This window comes from Burkholderia metallica, from assembly GCF_001718555.1.
Lineage (GTDB): Bacteria > Pseudomonadota > Gammaproteobacteria > Burkholderiales > Burkholderiaceae > Burkholderia > Burkholderia metallica.
This window is the reverse complement of the sequence record NZ_CP013401.1, coordinates 1,900,448-1,924,803: the sequence shown is the minus strand read 5'-3', so window position 1 is coordinate 1,924,803 and position 24,356 is coordinate 1,900,448. Positions and strand designations below refer to the sequence as shown.

The 24,356-nt window shown below is 67.9% G+C and carries 29 protein-coding genes; 7 read left to right on the top strand and 22 right to left on the bottom strand.

Features of this window, described 5'->3' with window-relative positions:
- Positions 1–625: 625 nt before the first annotated feature.
- From WJ16_RS08615 to WJ16_RS08595, 5 genes are all read left to right on the top strand, one after another.
- Positions 626–1,045 carry an organic hydroperoxide resistance protein gene (locus tag WJ16_RS08615; protein WP_069258010.1) on the top strand — a complete coding sequence of 140 codons (420 nt, stop codon included), beginning with the start codon at positions 626–628 and terminating at the stop codon, positions 1,043–1,045.
- Between the two features lie 70 nt (positions 1,046–1,115).
- Positions 1,116–1,451, top strand: a complete 336-nt coding sequence (locus WJ16_RS08610) for a DUF4148 domain-containing protein (protein WP_084636035.1) — start codon at positions 1,116–1,118, stop codon at positions 1,449–1,451.
- A gap of 65 nt (positions 1,452–1,516) precedes the next feature.
- Positions 1,517–1,843 carry a DUF4148 domain-containing protein gene (locus tag WJ16_RS08605; protein WP_069258009.1) on the top strand — a complete coding sequence of 109 codons (327 nt, stop codon included), beginning with the start codon at positions 1,517–1,519 and terminating at the stop codon, positions 1,841–1,843.
- Positions 1,844–2,085: 242 nt separating this feature from the next.
- Positions 2,086–2,259, top strand: a complete 174-nt coding sequence (locus WJ16_RS34750; protein WP_157126745.1) for a hypothetical protein — start codon at positions 2,086–2,088, stop codon at positions 2,257–2,259.
- A gap of 160 nt (positions 2,260–2,419) precedes the next feature.
- Positions 2,420–3,136 (top strand): GNAT family N-acetyltransferase, encoded by a 717-nt coding sequence (locus WJ16_RS08595; protein ID WP_069256703.1) that lies wholly within the window; start codon positions 2,420–2,422, stop codon positions 3,134–3,136.
- 52 nt (positions 3,137–3,188) lie between these two features.
- On the opposite strand, the gene WJ16_RS08590 is transcribed toward WJ16_RS08595, so the two are convergent.
- The 4 genes from WJ16_RS08590 to WJ16_RS08580 all read right to left on the bottom strand — a co-directional run bounded on the left by WJ16_RS08590 (position 3,189) and on the right by WJ16_RS08580 (position 5,560).
- A complete protein-coding gene (locus tag WJ16_RS08590; protein ID WP_069256702.1) occupies positions 3,189–3,644 on the bottom strand; it encodes a MarR family winged helix-turn-helix transcriptional regulator in 456 nt (151 codons plus the stop codon).
- 124 nt (positions 3,645–3,768) lie between these two features.
- Positions 3,769–3,897 carry a hypothetical protein gene (locus WJ16_RS35755; protein ID WP_257785851.1) on the bottom strand — a complete coding sequence of 43 codons (129 nt, stop codon included), beginning with the start codon at positions 3,895–3,897 and terminating at the stop codon, positions 3,769–3,771.
- Positions 3,894–4,265: a GFA family protein gene (locus WJ16_RS08585; RefSeq protein WP_069258008.1), complete on the bottom strand. Its 372-nt coding sequence runs from the start codon at positions 4,263–4,265 to the stop codon at positions 3,894–3,896. The genes WJ16_RS35755 and WJ16_RS08585 overlap by 4 nt, the downstream gene beginning before the upstream one ends.
- A 194-nt stretch (positions 4,266–4,459) precedes the next feature.
- Positions 4,460–5,560 (bottom strand): NAD(P)H-dependent flavin oxidoreductase, encoded by a 1,101-nt coding sequence (locus WJ16_RS08580; RefSeq protein WP_069256701.1) that lies wholly within the window; start codon positions 5,558–5,560, stop codon positions 4,460–4,462.
- A 732-nt stretch (positions 5,561–6,292) separates the two neighbouring features.
- Here WJ16_RS08580 and WJ16_RS08575 point away from each other — a divergent pair.
- The gene (locus tag WJ16_RS08575) at positions 6,293–7,753 is read left to right on the top strand and encodes an MFS transporter (RefSeq protein ID WP_069256700.1); all 1,461 of its coding nucleotides are present in this window, start codon (positions 6,293–6,295) and stop codon (positions 7,751–7,753) included.
- A 105-nt stretch (positions 7,754–7,858) separates the two neighbouring features.
- On the opposite strand, the gene WJ16_RS08570 is transcribed toward WJ16_RS08575, so the two are convergent.
- The 10 genes from WJ16_RS08570 to WJ16_RS08525 form a co-directional block, all read right to left on the bottom strand.
- Positions 7,859–8,620 carry an O-methyltransferase gene (locus WJ16_RS08570; RefSeq protein WP_069256699.1) on the bottom strand — a complete coding sequence of 254 codons (762 nt, stop codon included), beginning with the start codon at positions 8,618–8,620 and terminating at the stop codon, positions 7,859–7,861.
- A gap of 105 nt (positions 8,621–8,725) precedes the next feature.
- A complete protein-coding gene (locus WJ16_RS08565; protein WP_069258007.1) occupies positions 8,726–9,022 on the bottom strand; it encodes a 4Fe-4S dicluster domain-containing protein in 297 nt (98 codons plus the stop codon).
- A gap of 2 nt (positions 9,023–9,024) precedes the next feature.
- Positions 9,025–9,333 carry a hypothetical protein gene (locus WJ16_RS08560; protein WP_069256698.1) on the bottom strand — a complete coding sequence of 103 codons (309 nt, stop codon included), beginning with the start codon at positions 9,331–9,333 and terminating at the stop codon, positions 9,025–9,027.
- Positions 9,334–9,345: 12 nt separating this feature from the next.
- The gene (locus tag WJ16_RS08555; protein WP_076605900.1) at positions 9,346–9,930 is read right to left on the bottom strand and encodes an RNA polymerase sigma factor; all 585 of its coding nucleotides are present in this window, start codon (positions 9,928–9,930) and stop codon (positions 9,346–9,348) included.
- A 471-nt stretch (positions 9,931–10,401) separates the two neighbouring features.
- Positions 10,402–10,719: a hypothetical protein gene (locus WJ16_RS08550; RefSeq protein ID WP_069256696.1), complete on the bottom strand. Its 318-nt coding sequence runs from the start codon at positions 10,717–10,719 to the stop codon at positions 10,402–10,404.
- Positions 10,720–11,613, bottom strand: coding sequence for a LysR family transcriptional regulator (locus tag WJ16_RS08545; RefSeq protein ID WP_069256695.1), 894 nt, complete (start codon positions 11,611–11,613; stop codon positions 10,720–10,722). It lies immediately after the preceding gene.
- A 99-nt stretch (positions 11,614–11,712) separates the two neighbouring features.
- Positions 11,713–12,540: an alpha/beta hydrolase gene (locus tag WJ16_RS08540; RefSeq protein ID WP_069256694.1), complete on the bottom strand. Its 828-nt coding sequence runs from the start codon at positions 12,538–12,540 to the stop codon at positions 11,713–11,715.
- Between the two features lie 243 nt (positions 12,541–12,783).
- The gene (locus WJ16_RS08535) at positions 12,784–13,167 is read right to left on the bottom strand and encodes a VOC family protein (RefSeq protein ID WP_069256693.1); all 384 of its coding nucleotides are present in this window, start codon (positions 13,165–13,167) and stop codon (positions 12,784–12,786) included.
- A 22-nt stretch (positions 13,168–13,189) separates the two neighbouring features.
- Complete coding sequence (locus WJ16_RS08530) at positions 13,190–14,152, bottom strand: hydroxymethylglutaryl-CoA lyase (RefSeq protein WP_069256692.1); 963 nt, start codon at positions 14,150–14,152, stop codon at positions 13,190–13,192.
- 22 nt (positions 14,153–14,174) lie between these two features.
- Entirely contained in the window at positions 14,175–15,365 is a 1,191-nt protein-coding gene (locus WJ16_RS08525; RefSeq protein WP_069258006.1) for a CaiB/BaiF CoA transferase family protein, read from the bottom strand.
- A gap of 251 nt (positions 15,366–15,616) precedes the next feature.
- On the opposite strand from WJ16_RS08525, the gene WJ16_RS08520 reads away from it, so the two are divergent.
- A complete protein-coding gene (locus WJ16_RS08520) occupies positions 15,617–16,594 on the top strand; it encodes an NAD(P)-dependent oxidoreductase (RefSeq protein WP_069256691.1) in 978 nt (325 codons plus the stop codon).
- Positions 16,595–16,878: 284 nt separating this feature from the next.
- Here WJ16_RS08520 and WJ16_RS08515 read toward each other — a convergent pair whose 3' ends face one another.
- The 8 genes from WJ16_RS08515 to WJ16_RS08480 form a co-directional block, all read right to left on the bottom strand.
- On the bottom strand, positions 16,879–17,091 hold the full coding sequence (locus tag WJ16_RS08515; RefSeq protein WP_069256690.1) for a hypothetical protein: 213 nt from the start codon (positions 17,089–17,091) through the stop codon (positions 16,879–16,881).
- A gap of 253 nt (positions 17,092–17,344) precedes the next feature.
- On the bottom strand, positions 17,345–17,782 hold the full coding sequence (locus tag WJ16_RS08510) for a hypothetical protein (protein ID WP_069256689.1): 438 nt from the start codon (positions 17,780–17,782) through the stop codon (positions 17,345–17,347).
- Between the two features lie 112 nt (positions 17,783–17,894).
- A complete protein-coding gene (locus WJ16_RS08505) occupies positions 17,895–18,818 on the bottom strand; it encodes an ABC transporter permease (protein ID WP_069256688.1) in 924 nt (307 codons plus the stop codon).
- Entirely contained in the window at positions 18,818–19,687 is an 870-nt protein-coding gene (locus tag WJ16_RS08500; protein ID WP_069256687.1) for an ABC transporter permease, read from the bottom strand. The genes WJ16_RS08505 and WJ16_RS08500 overlap by 1 nt, the downstream gene beginning before the upstream one ends.
- Positions 19,688–19,724: 37 nt before the next feature.
- Entirely contained in the window at positions 19,725–20,804 is a 1,080-nt protein-coding gene (locus WJ16_RS08495; RefSeq protein WP_069256686.1) for an ABC transporter ATP-binding protein, read from the bottom strand.
- 49 nt (positions 20,805–20,853) lie between these two features.
- The gene (locus tag WJ16_RS08490) at positions 20,854–22,020 is read right to left on the bottom strand and encodes an extracellular solute-binding protein (RefSeq protein WP_069256685.1); all 1,167 of its coding nucleotides are present in this window, start codon (positions 22,018–22,020) and stop codon (positions 20,854–20,856) included.
- A gap of 312 nt (positions 22,021–22,332) precedes the next feature.
- Positions 22,333–22,908: an RBBP9/YdeN family alpha/beta hydrolase gene (locus WJ16_RS08485; protein WP_069256684.1), complete on the bottom strand. Its 576-nt coding sequence runs from the start codon at positions 22,906–22,908 to the stop codon at positions 22,333–22,335.
- Positions 22,909–22,924: 16 nt separating this feature from the next.
- Positions 22,925–24,253, bottom strand: coding sequence for an MFS transporter (locus WJ16_RS08480; protein ID WP_069256683.1), 1,329 nt, complete (start codon positions 24,251–24,253; stop codon positions 22,925–22,927).
- Between the last annotated feature and the right edge of the window lie 103 nt (positions 24,254–24,356).

Here is a 24,356-nt window from a genome sequence, read left to right as displayed (position 1 = left end):
TGATAAGAAAAGTTATCCTGATAACGTTGTTGCTTGATCCAACTCTTGTGTTCCGCAACCGAATAATCGGCTCGTCGGGCCACGAAAAAAGCGATCCCTTCGCGGTGTAGTCGTGGCTGCCGTGCTCTTCCGTACGCGCGCATCACGTCTCCGTATCGATCACGTCCGCCGGGAACGACCGATCGCCGGCAGCGAAACTCGCGGACGTCGCCAGAACGACGCGCGCCGTACCACTGCCGCGGCGCGCGTGTGAATCGAGGCAAGGCAAACGCGGGATTCCGCGAAGCACTCCGAGTCCGAGTGCATGTCGATACTTCAACGGTGACGGTGAAGGTATGGGGTTACTTGCGTCACGCCGCCAGCCCGAGGCTGCCGCGCTCGGCGGCCACCCATCCCCGCACGCGTTTTCGCCCACCCTCCCGGTTTCATTGCGCGTCGAATATGAGGGATCGATCGCCGCAGAGCCTTGTCCGGCAACGCCGTACACGATCCAGATACATTGAAATACAAAATATCGGATGCGATTTAATCGAATACGCTTGACGTGAGAGGCCGGCTCGACGAAACTCCATCGCATCCGATCTAATCGCATCGGAAACAAACCACCCAACCAACGGAGCAAATGATGAGCAAGATCGAAAAAGTGCTGTACACGGGCAAGACGCATACGACTTCGGGCGGCCGCGACGGCGCGGCGCGCAGTTCCGACGGCCGCCTCGACATCCAGTTGTCGTCGCCGGGCAGCGCCGGCAACGGCACCAACCCGGAACAACTGTTCGCGGCCGGCTGGTCGGCCTGCTTCATCGGCGCGATGCAGCTTGCGGCGCGTGCCGCGAAGGTGACGCTGCCGGCCGATCTCGCGGTCGACGCCGAAGTGGATCTCGGCACCGCTGGCAACGCGTACTTCCTGCAGGCCCGGCTGAACGTGAGCGTGCCGGGGCTCGACCGTGACGTCGCGCGGCGCATCGTCGATGCCGCGCACGAGACCTGCCCGTATTCGAAGGCGACGCGCGGCAACGTCGACGTCGACATCCGTCTCGCTTGAACGATGTATCGGGCGGCCACGGGCCGCCTGCCGACTCCCCGCTTTCCTTTCTTTCTATTTGAGGTGAATGATGAAAACCCGACTGATCGCCGCCCTTCTCGTCGCTGTTTCGGCCACGGTGGCCGCCCCGGCATTCTCCAGCGAAGCCGCCGTGACGCGTGCGCAGGTGCGCGCCGAACTCGCGCAATTGCAACAGGCCGGCTACCCGCTGAATCGCGCAACCGACGCAACCTATCCGGACGATCTGCAGGCCGCGCTCACGCGGATTCATGCGGCCGCGGCGGTCGCTGCGGTCGCCGACAACGAGCACACGTCCGGCTATGGCAGCAACGGCGACGCGGCAACGCAATCGGGCCGCCGGCATGCGCTCAGCGTGGCCGATCGCTCGGTGTATTTCGGTCACTGAGCGCGGCGCGTCGTCGAGTCGCGACCCCTGAATTCCCTTCCATCCCTGTTCTGTCGAGGTAAATGATGAAAACCCAATTGATCGCCGCCGTTCTCGTCGCCGTCTCCGCTTGCGCCGCCGCACCGGCGTTCGCCACCGAAAGCACCGTGACCCGTGCGCAGGTGCGCGCCGAACTCGTGCAACTCGAAAAGGCCGGCTATCAGCCGGGCCGCGCGAACAATCCGCACTACCCGAACGACCTGCAGGCCGCGCTGACGCGGATTCACGCGAACGACCCCGCGATGGCCGATGCCGCAACGTCCGGTTACGGCAGCGATGCCGTCGCAGCGACGCAGTCGGGCAGCCGGCCCGCGACGCGGATCGCCGAACGCTCGATCTACTTCGGCCATTGAATGAGACCGCGAACGACGCCGGTTGCCGTCGCGAATGCAGGTTGCGCGGCGACGACCGGCGCTGCGGTGTGGCCCGGCGCGCCCGGCGGGCGCGTCATCGTCGACGTTTGCGCACAACACACCTCGAAGGGACATGCCGCACCCATATACGCGCCCATCGCAAGCATGGGCGCAATCCGTTGCTGCGGCGCTCTCAACACGGCGTAAGCGGGCGTGACGATCGGCAGGTCGTGCGCGAGTGCGTGCAGCCCGTCGAAATCAGGCTGATCGCGCAAACCGGCGTCGGCGACATCATGCGGCGACGCGACGATCCCGCCGGCATACGAGTCCGGCAACGAAATCCCCACCGGTGCGCGCCCGAGCGCGAGCAGCGTTTCGGTCAGTGCCCGACCGAGCACGACGACGCGTTGCGGTGATCGCGATGACCCGGACGCACGAGGCGCCGGCGTGACGAAACACGACATCGAATCCAGCGCGCGTGAACCGGACGGCGCGACGAACCGGCCGACGCGGCATCGCGCCCCCGCCCATCCGGTCTATGCTGTGCCACCGATACCTTCAATCGAGGAGCACCCGATGTCCGATGCAACGATCGGCAACGCGCGAGGCGGTGCGCACCCGCTAGACCGTGTGGTATGGAACGCGCTGACGGGCCGGCAGCGCCGCTTTGCGCTCGGCAACGACCGCGCATGGCGGTTTCCGGTCGCGATCGCGCCGTTTGCCGCGATCGACGACACGAGCGACGCATCGTTCGACGCGTTGCGCGCGCTGATCGCCGCCTACGGGCCGGCAGCGCTGGTCACGCCGGACGAGATCGAGCCGCCGCCGGGATTGCACGCGATCCGGCGTGCGAACCTGTTGCAGATGGTGCGGCAGCGGACGCTCGATCCGGCGCCGGCGTCCTCGCATGTCACGCTCGGCGAAGCCGACGTGCCCGAGATGCTCGCGCTGACCGCGGCCGCGCAGCCGGGCCCGTTCGGCCCGCGCACGTTCGAGCTCGGCCGCTACATCGGCATTCGCAACGAAGGCCGGCTCGCCGCGATGGCCGGCGAGCGGATGCAGGTCGACGGGTATACCGAGATCAGCGCCGTGTGCGTGGATGCCGCGTTCCGGCGGCAAGGGCTTGCCGCGCGTCTGATGCGGTCGTTGATCGCGCAGATCGATGCGCGCGCGGAAACGCCGTTCCTGCACGTCCTCACGTCGAACCAGGTGGCGATCGAGCGCTATCTCGCACTCGGTTTCGCGGTCCGCCGCGAGATGCACCTGCTGGTGCTCGGCGACGCGCACGCCTGACGACGCGGCCGGCGCACTGCACGCGCCGAGCCGCCGCCGGTGATCCGCGCGCTTATTCGTCGGTCGAGCGGATCAGGTTGCCGCGCAGCGTGACGATCGCCTTCTGCATCTTCGCGAACTCGTCCGACTTCAGCCCGGTGGCTTCGACGAGGTTCATGTCGAGCCCCTTCTCGCGCACGCGGCGGCCGCTTTTCGTCAGGCTGACGAGCACCTGACGTTCGTCCGACGGATCGCGGTGCCGCTCCAGGTAACCCATCGCCTCGAGCTTCTTCAGGATCGGCGTCAGCGTATTGGATTCGAGGAACAGCTTCTCGCCGAGCTGGCCGACCGTCTGGTTGTCCTGCTCCCACAGCGCGATGATCGTGATGTACTGCGTGTACGTGAGCCCGAGTTCTTCGAGGATCGGCTTGTACGCCTTGCCGAACGCGAGGTTCGTCGAGTAGATCGCAAAGCACAGGAACTCGGACAGCTTCGGGGCGGCAGCGGATGGGGTTTCGGTCGGTTTCATGAACGTCCTCCAGCGACGCGAACGGCCGCAGATGGACGCATTATATATCGCATACGATCTTATCGGTAGCATGAAAATCGCTCTCGATGAACCGTCGTGGTGGCGCGATGCGGCCGGCGCATCGTCAGTCCGCCCTGCGGCGTTTGCCGGCCTGCACGCGGCTCGCCGACAGCAGCGTGCATTGCACCGGATGCGCGATTTCGGTCGCGAGCCCGCCTGCTGCGAACAGCAGGATCATCAGCCAGCGCTTCATGCGTCCTCCACGACCGAGAGGCTCGCGCCGTCGGCGACCGTCGCGTCGAGCGCGTACGGATCGACGCCGTCGAGGCAGCCGAGATTGACGCGCCAGCATGCGGGGTCCTTGCGCGTCCGATGAAACGGATAGATGCCGCAATGGCGGCAGAAATAGTGACGGGCCGTGTGCGTGTTGAAGTGGTAGCAGGTCAGCGCGTCTTCGCCTTCGACGATCTTCAGGTCGGCGGCGGCGAACATCGGGCTCATCAGCGCACCGCGCCGGCGGCACAGACTGCAGTTGCAGCGCATCGCCGGCGTAATCGCCGCCCGGACTTCGAACTGGACGGCCCCGCAATGGCAGGACCCTTTGAACCAGGTTGCAGACATGATGGACTCCGACGAGGTCATGCCTGCTTTATAGCGGACGCCCGAATCCGCGATGTATCGCGATGTATCCGCGGCGCGCGCGGATACAGAACGTTGCAAATCGGCGGCGGACGGTGACGTATCGGTGCGGCGATCGCGGCGTGTTCACCGGTCGCCGGCCGGTGCGTGCGATCCGCCGCCCGCGCTTCGGATGATCAAGCCAGCACGTGCCGCACCCGCTCGATCGCCGCCTGCGTTTCGCGTTCGAGCGTGGCGAACAGCTCGGCCGCCGGCAAGGATCGCGCGAGCGACGCCGCCTGCCCGGCCCACTGCGCGCCGTAGCCGAATTCGCCCTTCGCCTTCGCGGCCGCATGCAGTGCCTTGCCGGCGTCGTATGCGATTGGGTACGCAGGCGTGGCCGGCGCGCGCGGATCGTCGCCGAGCGCGGTCAGGCGGTTCGCGATGCCGCGCGCGAGCCGGCCGGAGATCGCAGCCGTGAAGGTCGTGCGGCGGGCTGCGTCGCCGAGCAGCGCGCGGCGATAACCGTCGTCGATCGACGTTTCCGGGCACGCGACGAACGCGGTGCCGAGCTGCGCGGCCTGCGCGCCGAGCGCGAGTGCGGCGGCGATGCCGTCGCCGTCCATGATGCCGCCGGCGGCGATCACCGGCACCGCGCATTCGCGCACGATCAGGCGCGTCAGCGCGAACGTGCCGAGGCGGTCGTCGTCGGTGGTCGAATCGAATACGCCGCGATGTCCGCCGGCCTCGATGCCCTGCGCGACGATCGCGTCGATGCCGGCGGCGGCGATGCAGTGTGCCTCGTCGAGATTCGTCGCGGTCGCGAACAGCGTGATGCCCGCACGCTTCAATGTCGCGATCGCCTCGTCGGACGGCAACCCGAAATGGAAGCTGACGACGGCGGGTTTCTCGTCGAGCAGCATTGCGAGCATCGCGTCGTCGGCGACGAAGCTCGTGTAGATCTCCGACAGCGATGCGGGCGGCGTCGCGCCGTATTCGCGGAACGCCGGCGCGAGCCAGTCGAGCCACGCGCGTTCGACGGCGGCGTCGGCTTGCGCCGGGCTGTGGCAGAACACGTTGATGTTGAACGGCTGGCCGGTGAGCGCGCGCGTGTCGCGGATCATCTTGCGCGCGCCGTCGGCATTCGTCGCGCCGACGCCGAGCGAGCCGAGCCCGCCCGCGTTCGACACGGCGGCAGCCAGCGCCGGCGTGCTGACGCCGGCCATCGGCGCCTGGACGATCGGTGCGCGGATGCCGAGCGTGCGCAACAGCGTCCGGTTGTCGGTCGATGGATTCATGTTGCTTGCCTCCTGTTGGCAGCCGAAGCGCGAATGCGCCGCGCTGCGCTGTGTTGGCCTTGCGTATCGGATTGCCGGCTTCACCCGTAGGATAGCGGACGGAGAAACCGCATCCAAGGCTGTCGGCGTGCAGCGTTCGCCGAGCACTGCGGCCGACATTCGAGCGGCTCCGCTGTCGAACCAGCGACACCGTCACAGCACGCGTGACGGATTCATCGGCGTCACACGCGGTGCCGATGCGCGACCGCTGCCGGACTGCGGTGTGCGGTTCGACGCGACGCGCACGCGCGGGCCGGGTGTCCAGCACGTGAAAAAGACGCGCGCCGCGATGCGTGCGACCCACGTCACGACCGGCCTGTCGGTGCGCCTGTTGTGCCCACGCCGGCGCTCACGCCACGGATCTCATGGTTTTCCCGGGATGCCGGTTGCATGGACGCGCAATTGGCTCCGGTGCGCTGCCGTGCGCCGCGCAGGCTGCACGGCCCTGCCGCGCACCGGCTGGCCGCCGTCTGCTCCGCACCCTTTCTGCGCAGGAAAGGATCCTTGAAGCATCCGCAATTATCACGTGCGGCGGAATTGCCCACCATGTGTCGGACGATCGGTACGGCCCGCGTGATCGGCCCTTTCACGGGCCTTGCGGCGCCTGCCGCCGCGTCGTGCGTCCGGATGCATCGCGCCGGTCGCGAAAGGCCGGGTTCCGCGCCGCCGCATATCGATAAATCAGGAGACACGATGAACAGCCATTCCCTCGATCTCGGCGGCAACGCGGGCGGCCCCGCGTCCGCGCGACCGCCGACTGCCGCCGCCGGCAGAGCCGATGCGTCGGCCCTGCCCGCCCGCCGCGTCACGCTCGGCGATTTCATGGACGACCTGCCGGTGAGCGCGTTGCACCGGTTCGTCGTCTGGGTGATCGGCATCGCGCTGTTTTTCGACATGTACGAGATCTTTCTCGTCAGCACGATCGGCTCCGCGCTGCAGAACGAGTACGGGCTGAGCCGGCAGAGCACCGATTTCAAGCTGCTGCTGGCCTCGGCGTTCATCGGCATGTTCGTCGGCGCGATGTGCCTCGGCAGCCTCGCGGACCGCATCGGCCGGCGCAAGGCGTTCCTGCTGACGCTCACGTGGTACAGCGCGTTCTCGCTGGTCGGCGCGTTTTCGGCGAATGCCGACATGCTCGTCGCGTGCCGGTTCCTGACCGGCATCGGCGTCGGCGCGATCTATCCGGTCGCCGACAGCTTCCTGTCCGAGATCCTGCCGAAAGACAAGCGCGGACGGCTCGCCGCATGGGCCTATACGACCTCGTATGTCGCGGTGCCGCTCGTCGGCTTCCTCGCGCTGTGGCTCAATCCGCTGCATGTGGGCGGCGTGGCCGGCTGGCGCGTCATCCTCGCGATCGGCAGCCTCGGCGCCGTCTACGTGCTGCTCGTCCAGCACCGGCTGCCGGAGAGCCCGCGCTGGCTGCTCGCGCAGGGGCGCACCGCCGACGCGCACGCGGCCGTGCGGCGCTTTGCGCAAGGTACCGGCGTGCGCGTGCCCGATCGGTTCGCGGAACCGGTCGAGCCGCAACGGCCGCTCGGGCTCGGCGAGCGCATCGCGCTGCTGCGGCGTGAGCCGTACGGCGCGCGCTACCTGATGCTCGCGATCTTTCACCTGTTCCAGGGCTTCGGCTATTACGGCTTCGGTACGCTGGCCGGTACGGTCGTGAAGAGCCGCGGCTTCGACGTGACGGACAGCACGCTGTTCATCGCGCTGTCGTTCATCGGCTATCCGGTCGGCTCGCTGCTGTCGATTCCGCTGCTCAACTGGATCGAACGCCGTACGCTCGTGATCGCGTCGATCCTGTCGATCGCCGCGTTCGGGCTGTGCTTCGCGTATTCGGGCAATACGGTACTGATCGTCGGGTTCGGATTCCTGACGACCTGCGCGTCGAACGTATTCAGCAACGCGTATCACGTGTACCAGGCGGAGATTTTCCCGGCGCGCGTGCGCTCGACGGCGATCGGCAGTACCTATGCGCTGTCGCGGATCGTCAGCGGCGGGTTGCCCTTTGTGTTGCTGCCGGTGCTCGCGAGTTATGGCGCCGGTGCGATGTTCGGCGTGATTTCGTTCGCGCTGGGTATCGTCGCCGTCACGCTGCGCATGCTCGGGCCGCTGACGACGCGGCGCAGCCAGGATGAAATCAACCCGGTTTGAACGCCGGTCGATGCGGGGGCGCGGGAACGCGCTCACGCATGCGTGCGCCAGACGACGGAGGGTGAAATCCGCAGCGGGAGGCCCGTCGATCGACGGCTGCGCCGTTCAGTCCGGGGCGCTGTGGCAGGAACGCTGCGACGCCATGCCCGCCTCGGAAACGACGACCGTGAATTCGATCCCCGATTCGAAATCCAGCGTCGTGGTCGAGAACCGCGGATCGTCATCGAGGTAGCGCTTGTACGGTCGAACGGCATCCTCGGCCGTGTACATGTTGTCGGCCAGGACGACCGATCCCGGGCGCAGCAGGTGCTCGACGGCCTTGAACACTGTCAGGTAAGTGTCGGCCCAGACGTCGATGAACACCATGTCGAACGCACCGTCCAGTGCGGCCACGGTCTCGAATACATCGCCTTCCCGCACGTCGACATACGCGTCCAGGCCAGCCGTTCGGACGTGCTCGCGCAAACGTGCGCACTTGAGCGCATCGCGTTCGGTCGCGACGACCGTGCCGCGGCCCAGCGTGCGCAGCGCGTCGGCGAAATAGAGCGTGGACACGCCGCACGAACTGCCGAGTTCGAGGATGCGCGCCGGCCGTTGCGACAGCACCATGTTGCGCAAGAATCCGCCCGTTTCCGGCGACACGGCCAACGACAGCGGGCTGCCTGCCGGCGACTCGAAATCGTCGGTGAACAATCCGAGCGTTTCGAGAAACCGCCCGCGCAGACGGGGGGCGATCGCTTCGTATTCGTCGGCCAGCGACAGGAAATCCTCGTTCGATCCCTGGAACTGTGCGCGGGCACGGGCGACGATTTCGGTGCGGCTCTCGTCGTGGAGCCGTTGCAGAAGCGCGAGCGTGGGTGAAGCCATGTGCAGTCCTTGATGAAATGAATCCTGTCGACGAGGGTTGGAGCGACCGCCGCTTTCGTCGGCGGCTCCGCGCCGTCGTTCGATATCGACGAACGATGAACGCCGCTAGGCGAGCCGCGCGAGCGTGATCGCACGTTCGGGACACGCGGTCACACACAGTCCGCATGACCGGCAGGCCTGCGCGTTCGGCGTGTACGCGACTTTCATCCCATGTACGCGCAGTTTCACGCGATGCATCAGGCCGAGGCAGGCATAATCGGCGTGGTCGATGCGCCGGATCTCGAACACGTTCTCGGGACACACCGCGACGCAATCGCCCTTGCCTTCGCAACGTTTCAGATCGACGACCGGCGCTATCACGCCCGGCGGCTGTTTGCAGTTGCCCGCTGATGGTTCGCGCACGTTCACTCTCCCGCGGGCCGGTTGCCGCCGGAGCGCCACGCGCTGCGAAACTGCTCGCGCTCCTCGGGCGTCATCGCTTCCCACTTGCGCCAGTGCCGCCGGCCGCGCCAGCCGTGGTGCCCGCGAAATCCGCCGAACAGGATGCGGCTCAACACGAGCAGGCCCAGCGCATGGGCGAAGTCGATCGTGCGGGCGCCGACGAACAGCGCCGGAATCACCCAGTTCCACAACATCATGACGACCCATCCGAGCACGCCGATGGCGATCACCGCGAGCAGCGCCTTGCCTGCACATCTGATTCGAAACTTCATCTGTCGACTCCTCTAGGTATTGTCCAGTTCGTCATAAACGGGCTGCAGCCGCGCACGCAGATGCAAGACCGCATAGCGTTTGCGAGCGAGCAGCGTATTGAGCGCGACACCGCTTTGCGCGGCCATCTCCTTGAAGGAGCGGCCCTCCAGTTCGTGCGCGATGAATACGTCGCGCTGATTCGCCGGCAACTCGTCGAGCGCATCCTGCAACGCGCCGAGCAACACCGTGCGGGCATAGCGCGCGTCGGGGCCGGTGTCATGCGCCGGCAGCACGAGGTCCAGGCGATATTCGCTGTCCGCATCGTCGTCGGTGTCGAACAGTTCGGCGAGCGGCTGCTCCTTCTTCTTGCGAAAGCGATCGACGATGCGGTTGCGCGCGGCCCGGAACAGCCACGCGCTCGCCTGTTCGATCGGCGCCGGCAGCCGGTACGCCTGGACGAATTCGTGAAACACGTCCTGAAGGATGTCCTCGGCATCGTCCGGGTCGCGAATCCGACGCCGGATGAAGCTCACGAGCCTCGTTCGTTCACGCATCACTATCGCGGTGATGTCGCGGTCTGGGTCGGTCATCGTGCGTGAAGTGAGTGGCGATTGCATGCGCCTGAAGACGTTTCAGGCGCGCGAATATTGTGTCGAGGGTGAAAATTTACTGCGTGAACGGAGCGGCTGTCTGAGTAGCGTCGTGTGCGCGGCCGAGCCAGCGGGAATACGCGTTTCGTTCGGCCCGCAAGTCAGCGTCGATATAAGGGGGCGCGATGTAAAGATGATGAAAGGTGCGTGTCGGCGGCGGCGGTCGAACCCACGCGCCTGTCGTGTTCCGATACGCGGTATCCGGCCGGACTGTGGGCAGGTCGGTTTCATGCCCCGGCCCCACCCCTTTGCCGACATGGCGAGTCAAGAATTCAACGCCGCAAAGCTGACATGCGAGCACGACGCGCTTCGCCGACTGCCATTCAGGCCGACTCCCCCCACCCTCGCGCGCCTCCGACGCCAAGGCGATCGCTTCGAAATGGCCGAGACCGAGTGAAAACGTTCAGCGAACTGCTCGTGCGAGCGAGGCTCCGCGTTTCACGAAGCCTCGATCCAGATCGGCTCCGCAGGATGGTGCTCTCGAATTGCGTCGACGGCTTGCGCCATTTCCCGGGCGTCCGCCGCACGCACGTGGCCGGTGAAATCCGTGACAAGCATGCCCATGGAGCGAAGCACAGCCAACGCTTCGTCAGACAGCACGCTGGCGTCCACCCACAGCCGGTGCGCAGGGTCATCGCGCCAGAGTCGTTCGAATGCCGCGACTCCGGCCTTGGAGCAGGCAAAAAACACCATCTGCATCTCCATCGTTGCGTGCGGCCGGCGTGCCGGGTCGATCCTGTCGCTGACCGACCGCATTCACCGCGCCGACATGAAATCGAACAGCTTCGCGACATCCGTCGTCAACACGCTGCCGGCCTTCACGCCGACCCACAGCGTTCTCGTCGCCCACGCATCGTCGAGCGTGATGACCCCGAGCCGCGCTGCGCGCTCGCCGGTCACCGCATCGCGCGGCAGGATGCCGATCCCGAGCCCCGCCTCGATCATCCGGCTCACGCCGTCGAAGTTCGATACCTGGATCCGCAGCTTCAGCGAACGCTCGGCCGCGAATGCCGCGTCGGTCATCCGTGCGAGCAGCGAGCTGCCGTCGCTGAGCCCAACGTAATCCTCGTCGAGCGTCTCCGCGAAACGGATGCTGTCGCGCGCGGCGAACCGGTGCGTGCGCGGCACGAGCAGCACGAGTTCGTCGCGCCGGTACAGGCGCCGTTCGATGCCGGGCGCCGGCACGTTGTCGGCGAACACACCGAGGTCGGCCTTGCCGGATGCGAGCGCGTCGACGATCTCGTGGCTCAGCCGTTCCTCGAGGCTCACCTTGATGCCCGGATGGCCGGTGAGGAACGCGGCGAGATCGGCGGGCAGGAACTGAACGATCGCGGACGTGTTGGTCCACACGTGGATGTGGCCGCGCACGCCGGCGACGTAGTCGCTCATCTCGTGCGCCATCCGGTTGACCTGCTCGATCACCTTCGCCGCATGGTCGAGCAGCGCACGGCCCGCGGGTGTCAGCTCGACACCGCGCGCGTGCCGGACGAACAGCGCACTGCCCGTCACGCTTTCGAGTTCGGCGATCCGCTTGCTGACCGCGGACAGCGTGAGCTGGCCGTGCTCGGCCGCTTTCGTCAGGCTGCCGTGCTCGGCGACGAGCGCGAACACGCGCAGCGACTGCAGATCGAAATGAAGCGGGTTCACCATGTCGTGGGTCCTGGGTGGGCCATGCCGGCGAGTGCATGCGTCTTGGCTCGGCCTGACGCCCGGTCATACGCCCGGCCGCGTGAGCGCGGCACGGCGAGGCTAGCGCGGCGCGATCGCCTGCAATGCCGTGAGCATCGCACCGTCCGGCTTCGCGAGATCGTCGAGCACGTCGAAGTGCTGCATGCCGGGCAATCCGACACAGGCGATCCGTTCGCCGGCCGCTTCGCATGCCGCCGCATAGTCGCGTGCCTGCCGGACGAGTTCCGGCAACTCGGCATTGCCGACCGCGACGACTGTCGGCGCGCCGGGCCCGACGTCGTGCAACGGGCTGTATGCATCGATTTCGCGTGCGGTGAGCTGCAGCTTGTCGTTCAGGCAACACAGCGAGATCGGTTCGAGATCGACGAGCGGGCTGATCGCGAGCGCCGCTACGACGGCCGGATGCGCGCGGTATACGGCCGTCAGGTGACCGCCGGCCGAATGGCCGCTCAGGTGGATCGGCCGCTTCGCGGTGCCGATGCCGTCGGGATCGTTCGCGAGGTAATCGAGCAGCGCGCCGATCTCGGCGACGATGTCGGTCATCGTCGCGACCGGCGCGAGCGTGTATTCGGCGAGTATCACGTCGAAACCGCGTGCGAGCGGCCCGCTCGCCGCATACGCGAAATCCTCTTTCGCGCAGTGCTGCCAGTAGCCGCCGTGGATGAACACGAACAGCGGCGCATCGGGTGCGCCGCACGACAGCCAGTCGAAACGCTGCGCGGGTCGTGCGCCGTAACGCAGATTGCGCCGGCCGGGCGCGGCTTCGTAAAGCGCCGCGCTGCGCGCCTGCATCGACGCCAGCAGCGCCGGGAAATCGGGCACCGCTTTCGTGTTCAGATAGGCGGCGTCGAGCGCCGCGCGGTCCATGCCGCGATAGAGGATCGTCATCGGGAATCTCCTGTGTCGGGTTGCGAAAGCGCGCACGCAAGCATCGCGCGCCGTGCGCAGCGGGTCTCGCGTTCGCCGGTGCACGCATTATCCGCGGCGCGGCACGCGCCGGCTATCCGGAATCGGCGAGCGCTGGAACCGGCTGTCCGTTTTCGGCGGGAGAGCGGCGCGGCATGCGGTCTGGCCTGCGCGACCCGGGCCGCATGCACGGCTGCACGACTGGCGCCGGCGATGCGCCGCCGGTCAGATCGGTTCGGCAATCTCGATCAGGTTCAGGTCGGGATCGCGCACATAGACCGAGCGGATCTTCTGCGTCGCGCCCGTGCGCTCGACGGGCCCTTCGACGATCGGCCATGCGACGCGCTTCAGGTGCGCGATCACGTCGTCGAGCGGTACCGACGCGATGAAACACAGGTCGAGCGCGCCGGGCACCGGCACATGGGCCTTCGGTTCGAATTCCGCGCCGCGCACGTGCAGGTTGATCTTCTGGTTGCCGAAGCGGAACGCGATCCGGCCGGCGCCGAAGGTTTCGAGCCGCATCTGCAGCACTTCGGTGTAGAAATGCGTGGTCCGGTCGGGATCGACGCAGGTCAGCACGAGATGGTCGAGGTGGTCGATCAGCGCCATGAGGTTCGCTCCAGTGGGTCGTTCACGAGAAAGCGCGTTGCGCGGGCATGTCGCCGGCGTCCGCGCGCGGCGACGGATGAAGGTCCGAGCGGCGCCCGGCCTTCAGGATCTGGCTCGGCACGTCGTGACCGATCAGCGAAGGCAGCCGGGCCGACGCGGCCAGCACGGCCGCGAGATCGACGCCCGTGTCGTAGCCGTCGAGTTCGAGCATGTGCACGAGTTCCTCGGTGCACGCGTTGCCGGTCGCGCCCGGCGCGTACGGGCAGCCGCCGAGCCCGCCGAGCGACGCGTCGAAGCGGTCGATGCCGGCGTCGAGCGCCGCGAGCGTGTTCGCGAGCGCCATCCCGCGCGTGTTGTGGAAGTGCAGCGTGAGCTGCCGTGCGCCGAAGCGCTCGCGGGCACGTGCGCACAGGTCCCGCACCTGCGACGGAAACGCCATGCCCGTCGTGTCGCACAGCGTGAAGCCGTGCACGCCGAGATCCGCGAAGCGCTGCATCCACGCGAGCACGCCTTCGGCCGGTACGTCGCCTTCCATCGGGCAGCCCATCGCGGTCGACAGCGACACGTTGATCGCGACACCTGAACCGCGTACCGCGTCGATCACGTCGCGCAACTGCGCGAACGACTGCTCGCGCGTCATCCTCAGGTTCGCGCGGTTGTGGCTTTCGCTCATCGACATCACGAGGTTTACTTCGTCGACGCCGCACGACAGCGCGCGCTCGGCGCCGCGCACGTTCGGCACGAGCACCGTATAGACGACACCCGGTGCGCGCGCGATGCCGTGCATCACAGCCTCCGCGTCGCGCAGCGCGGGGATCGCCTTCGGCGACGTGAACGACGTGACCTCGATCTTCGCGTAGCCGCAGGCGCTCAGCGCATCGACGAGCGCGATCTTGTCGTCGGTGTCGACGAACGCCGCTTCGTTCTGGAAGCCGTCGCGCGTCGCGACCTCGTGGAGGTAGAGCCGTTTGCGTGGTCCGTTCATGTCGTCGTCTCCGGGTTCGGGTTCAGATCACGCCGCGCGTGCGCCAGTCGCCGCGCGTCGCCGCATCGATGCCGAGCGATTCGAGTACCGCGTCGGTCTCCGCGCCGAGGGCGGGCGCCGCGCGTTCGATACGCCCGGGCGTCGCGCCGAGCTTCGGCACGATGCCGGGCACCAGCACCGGCGTGCCGTCGGGCAGCGCGGCGTCGACGAGCATGTCGCGTGCGCGGTAATGCGGATCGGCCGCGATGTCGGCCACGTCGTAGATGCGCCCGGACGGGATGCGCGCGTCGTTCAGCGCGGCCAGCACGGCGTCGAGATCGTGCTGTGCGCTCCACGCGCCGATCGCCGCGTCGATGCGCTCGACCTGCGCGACCCGTCCGTCGTTGTGCGCGAGCGCCGGATCGCTGCCGAGATCGGGCCGGCCGATCAGCTCCATCAGGCGCCGGAAGATGCTGTCGCCGTTGCCGGCGATCAGCGCGTACTTGCCGTCGCGGCAGCGGTACGCGTTGGTCGGCGCGATGCCGGGCAGGCTGCTGCCGGCCGCCTCGCGCACGGCGCCGAACGCCGAGTATTCGGGCAGCAGGCTTTCCATCATGTTGAACACCGATTCGTACAGCGCGACGTCGATGACCTGCCCGTTGCCGCCCTGCTGCTCGCGATGCCGCAGCGCGAGCAGGATGCCGATCACGCCGTGCAGCGCCGACAGCGAATCGCCGAGCGAGATGCCGACACGCACCGGCGTGCGGCCGGGCTCGCCGGTCAGGTGCCGCAGGCCGCCCATCGCCTCGGCGATCACGCCGAAGCCGGGGCGGTCGCGGTACGGACCCGTCTGACCGAAACCCGACACGCGCAGCATCACGAGCCCCGGATTGATCGCGGACAGCGCGTCCCAGCCGAGCCCCCAGCCTTCGAGCGTGCCGGGCCGGAAGTTCTCGATCAGCACGTCGGTTTGCGCGACGAGGCGGCGCACGACGTCCTGCCCTTCGGGCGTGCGCAGGTCGAGCGTGAGCGAGGTCTTGTTGCGCGACTGCGCGGCCCACCAGACCGACGTGCCGTCGTGCAGCAGCCGCCATTTGCGCAGCGGGTCGCCGAGCCCGGGCGGCTCGACCTTGAGGACGTCCGCGCCGAATTCGGCGAGCATCCGGCCCGCGAACGGTCCGGCGATCAGTTGGCCGAGTTCCAGCACCCGAATGCCGTCGAGGGGGCGTGTCATGGCGGTCTCCGATGCAATCGTGTTGTCGATGACGGCGATCATGACGGCGTTCGCGCCCGGCGAAAATCGATCGATGCTCAACCAGCCTTTCCGAAACGGAAAGGCGTGCACTGCGTCTCTTCGCATGCGCGGGGTGTCGGCCTTTCCATCCGGGAAAGCGAGCTCGCGCAACGATCGAACGACGGCCCGCGCGCCGCCGGCAGAATCGAGCCCGTTGCGCGCCCGCCGGGCGCCCGTCAGAGAGGCCCGCCATGTTTTCCGTTTCCGCTCCCGCGAAGATCGTGTTTCTCGACCGCGCGACGCTGTCGCCGCGCACGGTGCTGAAGCCGTTCCCGTTCCCGCACCAACTGCACGCGTTCGACCGGACGGCCGCGCACGAAGTCGCCGCGCGCGTCGTCGACGCGGACGTCGTCGTGACCAACAAGGTGCGGCTCGATGCGGCGGCGCTCGCCGCCGCGCGGCGCCTGCGCATGATCGCGATCGCCGCGACGGGCGCCGACATCGTCGATCTCGACGCCTGCGCGGCACGCGGGATCGTCGTGAGCAACGTTCGCGGCTATGCGGTTCGCACGGTGCCGGAGCACACGTTCGCGCTGATCTTCGCGCTGCGCCGCAGCCTCGTCGCGTATCGCGACGCGGTGCGCGCCGGGAGATGGCTCGACAGCGGGCAGTTCTGCTTTTTCGATCATCCGATTCGCGACCTGGGCGGCTCGACGCTCGGGATCGTCGGCCACGGCGTGCTCGGACGCGCGGTGGCCGCGATCGGGCAGGCGCTCGGCATGCGGGTGACGTTTGCCGAGCATGGCGACGGCACCGGGCGTGCCGGCGGCGTCGACACCGTGCCGCTCGACAGGCTGCTGCGCGACAGCGACGTGATCACGCTGCACTGCCCGCTCACGCCCGCGACGCGCCACCTGATCGACGCGGCCGCATTCGCGCGGATGGCGCGCCGGCCGCTGCTGATCAACACCGCGCGCGGCGGGCTCGTGGACGAACGCGCGCTCGTCGACGCATTGCGGTCGGGGCAGATCGCGGGCGCCGGGTTCGACGTGGTCACGCAGGAGCCGCTGCCGGCCGCGCATCCGTTCCACGCGATCCTGTCGCATCCGGCGTTCATCCTGACGCCGCACGTCGCATGGGCGAGCGACGAAGCGATGCAGGCGCTCGCCGATCAGCTCGTCGACAACGTCGCCGCGTTCGTGGGCGGCATGCCGCGGCACGTGGTGTGACGTGCGTGGCGCAGCGCGTTCGAATGCACCGCGCAAACGAGACGGCCCCGTTCGATTGCTCGAAGCGGGGCCGGCTGAATTCGGGGGCTGCTTGCGCCAGCGATTCGGCACGTGATGCGCGCGTGCATCCGCGCTGTGCTGCGACCGGTTCCGGGATGCGTAACGGGCGTTACTTCAGGCAATCCGGACCACCGGCGCTGTCGGGCGAGCCCGACACCGAACGCGACGAATCCGAAAAACGTCCGTGCTGGATCAACGGCGGCACGCCGCCATCGACGCGAACGTCAGTAAGCAGACATCTCGACGCAAGGATCGACCTTGGACGGCGAGCAGATGGCCGAATACTTGGCGCTCTCGCGCATCAGCGCTTCGCCTTCGTGCAGCGCGATCTTGATCTCGGGGTGACGCTCGTACGCGAGGAATGCCGAGCAAACGACCGCGGACATCACGACGAGGGAAAACACAAATTTTTCAAGGGTTTGGAAACGTTCAGGCATGGTTCGACCTATCTTTCAGGCCGTGATTATAGCGCGAGATAAGGGTTTTCCCTATACGGAGACCTGCATACCGAGGATGTATTCGGTCCCGGGTCGACCGGATGGTCGCGCCCCTTTTCGATTCATTGGTGTCGGAGCGGCGGTCGCGCCGGCACGGGCGACCGTCATCGAGGGCTTGAAGAAGCGGGACGATCGCGGCCCGCAGGATTGAACCGTTCGCCCGCGAAAGCTGAACGCGCGTCTGCGCAGCGCGTCACTGCGGCGCCGACGCCCCGCTCGCCGCGTTGCCGGGCCATGCCTTGCCGATCTCGTCGACCAGCGATTTCGCGGTGCCCGTCACGATCGCCGCGTCGACGCCGGACGTCTGCCACGAACCGTCGGCGGCCTTCACGAAGGTCAGGTTCGCGCGCGAAGGCTTGTAGTCGGCATTGCGCCACGTGACCACGACGTCGCACGCGTAGGTGCGGTCTCCTAGCTTCCTGCAGTCGCCGTCGGGCTTCGCCGAGACGACGTCGGCCGACACGGGCAGCGGCTGGCCGAACAGCGCGTTCAGGCCGCCGTGGTTTTCCGCTTCGAGCGCGCGCCGCACGGCGGCGTCGACGTCGCTCGATCCGGGGCCGTCGTGGAGCAGGTTGCAGGCGGCCAGCAGTGTCGATGCACCGGCGAGTGTCAGCAGCGTTTGAAACTTCATGGATTTCCGTCGATCGGGGGAACGCCGCGTAGTCTGCAACGTCCGCGTGTCGTGCGCGGTATCCATTTGTAACCGATTGCACGGCGGCCGTCGGGCGGCTCCTTCCGCGCGGCTACTGGCGCTCCTGCTTCACGCGGCTGACGAGCTGCGTCGGGCTCACGAACTGCAGCGCGATCACCACCCACACGAGCGTGATGGCCATGTAGATCATCGCCATCGCGTCGATCGACTGCGGCGCGCGCACGCCGGTCGAGAACACCGCGTAATACAGCGCGACGACGAGCGTCTGCGTGCTCGGCCCCGCGGTGAAGAACGTCAGCTCGAACATCCCGATCGTGCGCACCAGCACGAGCAGCCCCGCCGCGAGCATGCCGGGCACGAGCAGCGGCAGCAGCACGTACCGGAAATAGCGCCACGTGTTCGCGCCGAAGATGCGCGCGGCGGCTTCGAGATTCGGATCGATCTGCTCGATGAACGGCGTCATCACGAGAATCACGAACGGCAGCGCCGGCACGAGGTTCGCGAGGATCACGCCGGGCAGCGTGCCCGCGAGCCCGACCTTGTACATCACGGTGGCCATCGGAATCCCGTAGGTGACGGGCGGCACCATCAGCGGCAGCAGGAACACCAGCAGCGCGAAGCGCTTGCCGCGAAACTGCACGCGCGCGAGCGCATACGCGGCCGGCACGCCGAGCGCGATCGACAGCAGCACGACCGAGCCGACGACCTCGACGGTCACCCACAGCACGCTCGCGAGCTGGAAGTCCGCCCACGCCTTCGCGTACCAGTGCAGCGTGAAGCCTTGCGGCAGCGGCGTGCCGAACCAGCGTGTCGCGATCGAGTTCACCGCGACGGTCGCGATCAGCAGCATCACGTTCAGCAGGAAGAACGCCATCAGCCCCCAGACGAACGCCTTCCACGCGCGGCCGGCGAGATTGCCTGTCATTTTCTGCGGTTGCCTCGCGTCGACGGGCCGCGCATCGGGCGCGTCGGGGCTGGGCGGCCACGATCGCGCGGGATGATTGTCGGTCGCCATCAGCCCTTGCCTCCCGTCACCGCGCCCGTATAGAAGAAGCGGCGCGCGCCGAGCATCGACGCGACCACCAGCAGTTGCACGAAACCCATCACGATCGCGATCGCCGACGCGAGCGAATAGTCGTAACTTTCGAACGCGGCTTCCGCCGCCGCGATCGAGATCACGCGCGTGGGCCCGGCCGGCGCGCCGAGCAGCACGGCCGACGGGAACACCGAGAACGCCTGCACGAACGACAGGCACGCGGCCATCGTGAGCCCCGGCACGAGCAGCGGCAGGTAGATCTGCCGGAACTGCTGCCACGGGTTCGCGCCGAGCGTCGCCGCCGCCCGCGCGAGCGTCGGGTCGATGCCGCTGATGTACGACAGCATCAGCAGGAATGCGAACGGAAAGCCCGACACGATCAGCGACAGCAGCACGCCCCAGTAGTTGTGCGTGAGGCGCACTTCGTCGGTGTACAGGTGCAGCCCGTGCAGCGCCTGCGGAAACCAGCCGTTCGGCCCGAAATACGTGAGCATCCCGTCGGCGACGAGCACCGTGCCGAGCGTGACCGGAATCACGAGCAGCGTCGTGACGAACTTCTGGTACGGCGAATGGCGGCGCAGTGCGAACGCGACGGGCACCGCGATGCCGACGTTGAGCAGCGTCGCCGGCACCGCGAGCTTCAGCGTGACGAGCACGGTCGGCCACATCGCGGTGTCCGTGAAGAACTGCACGTAGTTCGCGAGTGCGCCGCCGCCGTTCGTCGGCTGGAACGACAGCACGAGGCCGTATGCGAACGGGTAGATGAACAGCGCGGCGATGAACGCGAGCGCGGGCGTGACGAGCCACGCTTTCGCGTCGCGCGGCGCGCCGGCCGGCAGCGTGCTCATGCGGCCTCCCGGTATCGCCGCGCGGCAGCCGCGCCGCTCATGTCGGCGCTCCGGGGTAGACGAGCGTGCGTGACGGCGCCACGCGCAGCCGCAACTGCTCGCCTTGCGCGAATTCGCCGGCCGCGCGCGCCCAGATCGGGCCGAACGGCGTAAGCGCGCGGATCAGCGAATCGCGGCCGCCGTACTCGACCGTTTCGACGGTCGCATCGAACGTGTTGTCGCCGCCTTCGTCCGCGCGTTCGATGTCGTCGGGGCGCAGCGCGACCGCGACGTTCTTCGCGTCGAAGCCGGCCATCGGCACGCCGGTGACGCGAATGCCGCCGGCCACGACGTTCACGTACTCGCCGGCCGTCCCTTCGAGCGTGAACGGCAGCACGTTGCGATAGCCCATGAAGCGCGCGACGTGCAGGTTGTGCGGGCGCGTGTAGACGTCCTTCGGCGACGCGACCTGCTGCACGACACCCTCCTTCATCACGACGATGCGGTCGGCCATCGACAACGCTTCGTCCTGGTCGTGCGTCACGTAGATCGTCGCGCGTTCGAGCTGCGTGTGGATGCGGCGAATCTCCGCGCGCATCTCGATGCGCAGCTTCGTGTCGAGGTTCGACAGCGGCTCGTCCATCAGCACGAGCGGCGGCTCGATGACGATCGCGCGCGCAATCGCGACGCGCTGCTGCTGCCCGCCCGACAGTTGCCCGGGCAGCTTGGCTTCGTGACCGACGAGCTGCACGAGTTCGAGCGCCTGCTGCGCGCGCCGCCGGGTTTCCTGCTTCGGCACGCCGCGCATCTTGAGGCCGAAGCCGACGTTGTCGAGCACCGACATGTGCGGAAACAGCGCATAGTTCTGGAACACCATCCCGAAGCCGCGGCGCTCGGGCGGCAGCACGTCGATGCGCGTGTCGTCGAGCCAGATGCCGCCGCGCGTGAGCGGCTGCAGCCCCGCGATGCAGTTGAGCGCGGTCGACTTGCCGCAGCCCGACGGGCCGAGCAGCGCGATGAACTCGCCGCGCCGGATCTCGAGATCGAGCCCGTTCAGCGCGGCGACCTGCGCGCCTTGCGCATTGGTGAAGCTGCGGCATACGCCGTCGAGCCGCAGCCGTTCGAAACTGTGCGTCATTGCGCGAACTCCGTCGGCGCGGGCGCCGCGGCGCCCGCGGGTTCATGCGTCACTTCGACTTCTGCGAACCGATCTCGCGATCCCACTTCTGGAACGCGGCGACCATCGCCTGCGCGTTGAGCGGCTGCACGTGCGGACGATCGGCCAGCAGCTTCGCGTACTCGGGGCGGCCGAACTTGCGGATCACCTCCTGGCTGTGCGCGGGCGCCATCTCGAGCGTCACGCCCTTCACCGCGGGGCCCGGATAGAAGTAGCCGTCGTCGTAGGTCATCGCCTGTTGCGCCGGTTCGAGCAGGAAGTTCATCAGCTTGAACAGCACGTCGAGCTTCTCTTTCGGCACGCCCTTCGGGATCACCATGTAGTGCGCGTCGTTGACCCACGTCATGTCGTCGAACGCCTGGACCCGGAATTCGGCCGGCACGATGCCGAGCGCGCGCGGGTTGAGGTCCCAGCCGGTGACGGTCACGGTCATGTCGCGCGTGCCCTCGCCGAGTTCCTTCATCACGGCCGACGTGCCGCCCGGGTAGTACGGGATGCAGTCGTTGAGCTGTTTCAGGAACGCCCAGGTCTTGTCCCAGCCGTTGATCGGATCTTGCGGATTCTTGTCGCCGAGCACGTACGGCAGCCCCATCAGGAACGTGCGGCCGGGGCCCGAATTCGCGGGGCGCGCATAGATCAGCTTGTTCGGGTGCGCCTTGCACCATGCGAGCAGCTGATCGGGCGTCTTCGGCGGGTTGCTTACCTTGGCCGGGTTGTATTCGAGCAGCGGGCCGGCCGGCATGTACGTGACTTCGAGGCCGAAGCCTTGCGCGAGATCCTGCATCTTGCGCGGGCCCGGCGCGTACTTGTCGAGCACGCCGGGGAGCGCGGCCGCGTTCTCGGGCAGCAGCTTCATCCACAGGTTCTGTTCGATGCCGGCGGCCAGCGCATCGGTGCCCGTCAGCACGAGGTCGATGTCGGCGCGCCCCGCCGCCTGCATCGCCTTGATCTTGCCCGGCAACTGCGGCGCCGGCGCATTCGTGAACGTGACGTTCGACACGAGGTTCGGGTTCTTGTCCCTGAAGGCTTCGATGGCCTTCTGCGTGAGCTGCAGGTTGCCCGCGACATCGACGATGTTCAGCGACACGGGGGCGGCCACGGCGGTCGCCGCCGACAGCGCGAAACCCAGGGCGAGTGCGATCCGGCGGACACGGCGAGCGATTCGGGTGGCGTTCATGTCTCCTCACTTCGGTCGGTGGATGGGACCTTTCTTTTCAGGAAATCATGACGGCGTTATACGATGTCGGTCAACAAAAAACCACGGCGCGCGGGGCGGGACTTTCCCTGACAAATGCCTTCCGTTGGTTGACGATTTCTGTACCGTTCATGGCTGCGGAGGCGTGCGGCGCTGATCGCGACGCGTGTTAAGACGTCATATCTCGACGAACGACACGCTGGAACGGGTTCGGGGCCGCATCGCGGCCGGACCGTGACGGGACGCGCGCGGGGTACCCGAACGGGCCGGCGCGGTGAAGTCCTGTTCGGTCAGTCAGGCCGCGCCGAGTGCGGCCACTTCGCGGATCAACCGTTCGGCATCCTGCCACTCGCCATACCCGGACGCGGGGTTCAGGTGCCCGACCTCCCCCAGATCGACGAGCCGGCTCCCCCACCCGGCCGCCAGCGCCTCGACGCGTTCGAAGCGCGCGAGCGGATCGTTGCGGCTCGCGGCGACGATGCTCGGAAACGGCAGCCGCCCGGTCGGAATCGGCGTCCAGCCGTTTGCGTCGATCGCATCGGGCGCCGGATAACCGGGCGGCATCGGCGACTCGAGATCGGCCGGCGCCGCGAGCAGCGCGCCGTGAATCTTGCGCGTGGCCTGCCGCGCCCAGTGCACGGTCATCATCACGCCGGCGCTGTGCGCGACGAGGATCACCGGGCCGTCGATCCGGGCCAGCGCCGCATCGAGCGCCGCGACGCGCGCGGCCCGGCTCAGCTTGTCCGCCTCGAGCGGCGCGACCGAGCGCGCGTTCGGCAGGCGCCGTTCGAGGTGCGTCTGCCAGTGGTTGTCGACGTGATCCCGCAAGCCGGGCACGATCAGGAGGGTCGGGATGGTCGTCAGGGTCATGCGGTCTCCGAAACGTTCAGGAAAGTGGGGACGCGCGCCGTTCGCGTTCGACGCGCGCGAGGTCGGCCACATAGCTCGCGCGTCCGATCGCGAACAGCACGGCTGCCATGAGCGGCACGACCGGAATCCATTGCAGCGCGCCGACGAGCCCGGCGCGATCGGCGACCCACCCCGTCAGCAGCGGGCCCGGCGCCATGCCGAGCAGGTTGTTGGCGAGCGTGAGCGTGGCGAATGCCGATGCGTGAATCGCGGCCGGCGTCAGGTTCGCGACCATCGCGCCCGACGCACCGGACGCGCCCGCGCCGACCAGCATGCCCACGCAGATCAGCGCGAGCTGCAACGGCCCGGGCGGCAGCCGGAACGCGATCGCGAGGCACACACCGGTGAGCACGCAATACGCGATCGCGGTCAGCCACTTGCGCCTGCCGTCGGTCTTGCCGACGCGGTCGGTGACGATCCCGCAGCCGACCATCCCGACGCCCGCGAGCAGCACGAAGCCGGCCGCGAGCACGGCCGCACGGTCGGGCGCCATCGCGTAGTAGCGGTTCAGGTAGCTCGGCAGCCACGCGAACAGCGCGCCGGGCACGAACAGGTGCAGCCCGCTGCCGAGATACGCGCAGATCACCGAACGCGATGCGAACAGGCCCGACATCAGCGCGCGCACGCTGCCGCGCAGGTCGCGCGGCGCGCCGGCGTCGCGCCGGCACGGTTCGACGCGATACGCGGCGAGCCGCCGCTCGGTCACGACGCAGCGATACGCGACGAGCAGCACGATGCCGAGCGCGGCCATCACGCCGAACGACCAACGCCAGCCGAGATGCGCGCCGACCAGCCCGCCGAGCGCCATCCCGAACACGGAACCGAATGCGCCGCCGGCCATGAACGCGCCGGTCAGCGTCGCGCGCAGCCGGGCCGGAAAGATGCTGAGGATCAGCGCGACGCCGACGCTGCCGTACGCGGCTTCGCCGAGCCCGACGAGGCCGCGCGCGACGAGCATCTCCGTGTAGTTGGCCGACAGCGCGCAGCCGAGCGTCGCGACGCTCCACAGCGCGGCCATCAGCACGATGCTGCGCACGCGCCCGAAGCGGTCGGCGAGCACCGACAGCGGAAACGTGAGCAGCCCGACCAGCAGCGCGACCACGCCGGACAGCGAACCGAGCTGCGTGTCCGACAGCGCCCACGCGTGCTTGAGCAGCGGAAACACGGCGTTGAGCACCTGCCGCGACATGTAGTCCGACAGCAGCAGGCCGACGGTCAGCCCGAACACGAGCCACGCATAGGCAGGCGCGCGCCGGCCGGCGGCGGCGACGTCCTGCATCGACGGCTCGACATGATGGATCAGCATGCGTGTCTCCTCCCGCACCGGAGCGGTTGCGCTCCGGCGCGGCTTGCGCGGCCCCGCTCCGTTGACCGGAGTCGGCCCCGCGCGGTGCGCGGGACGGGTGCCG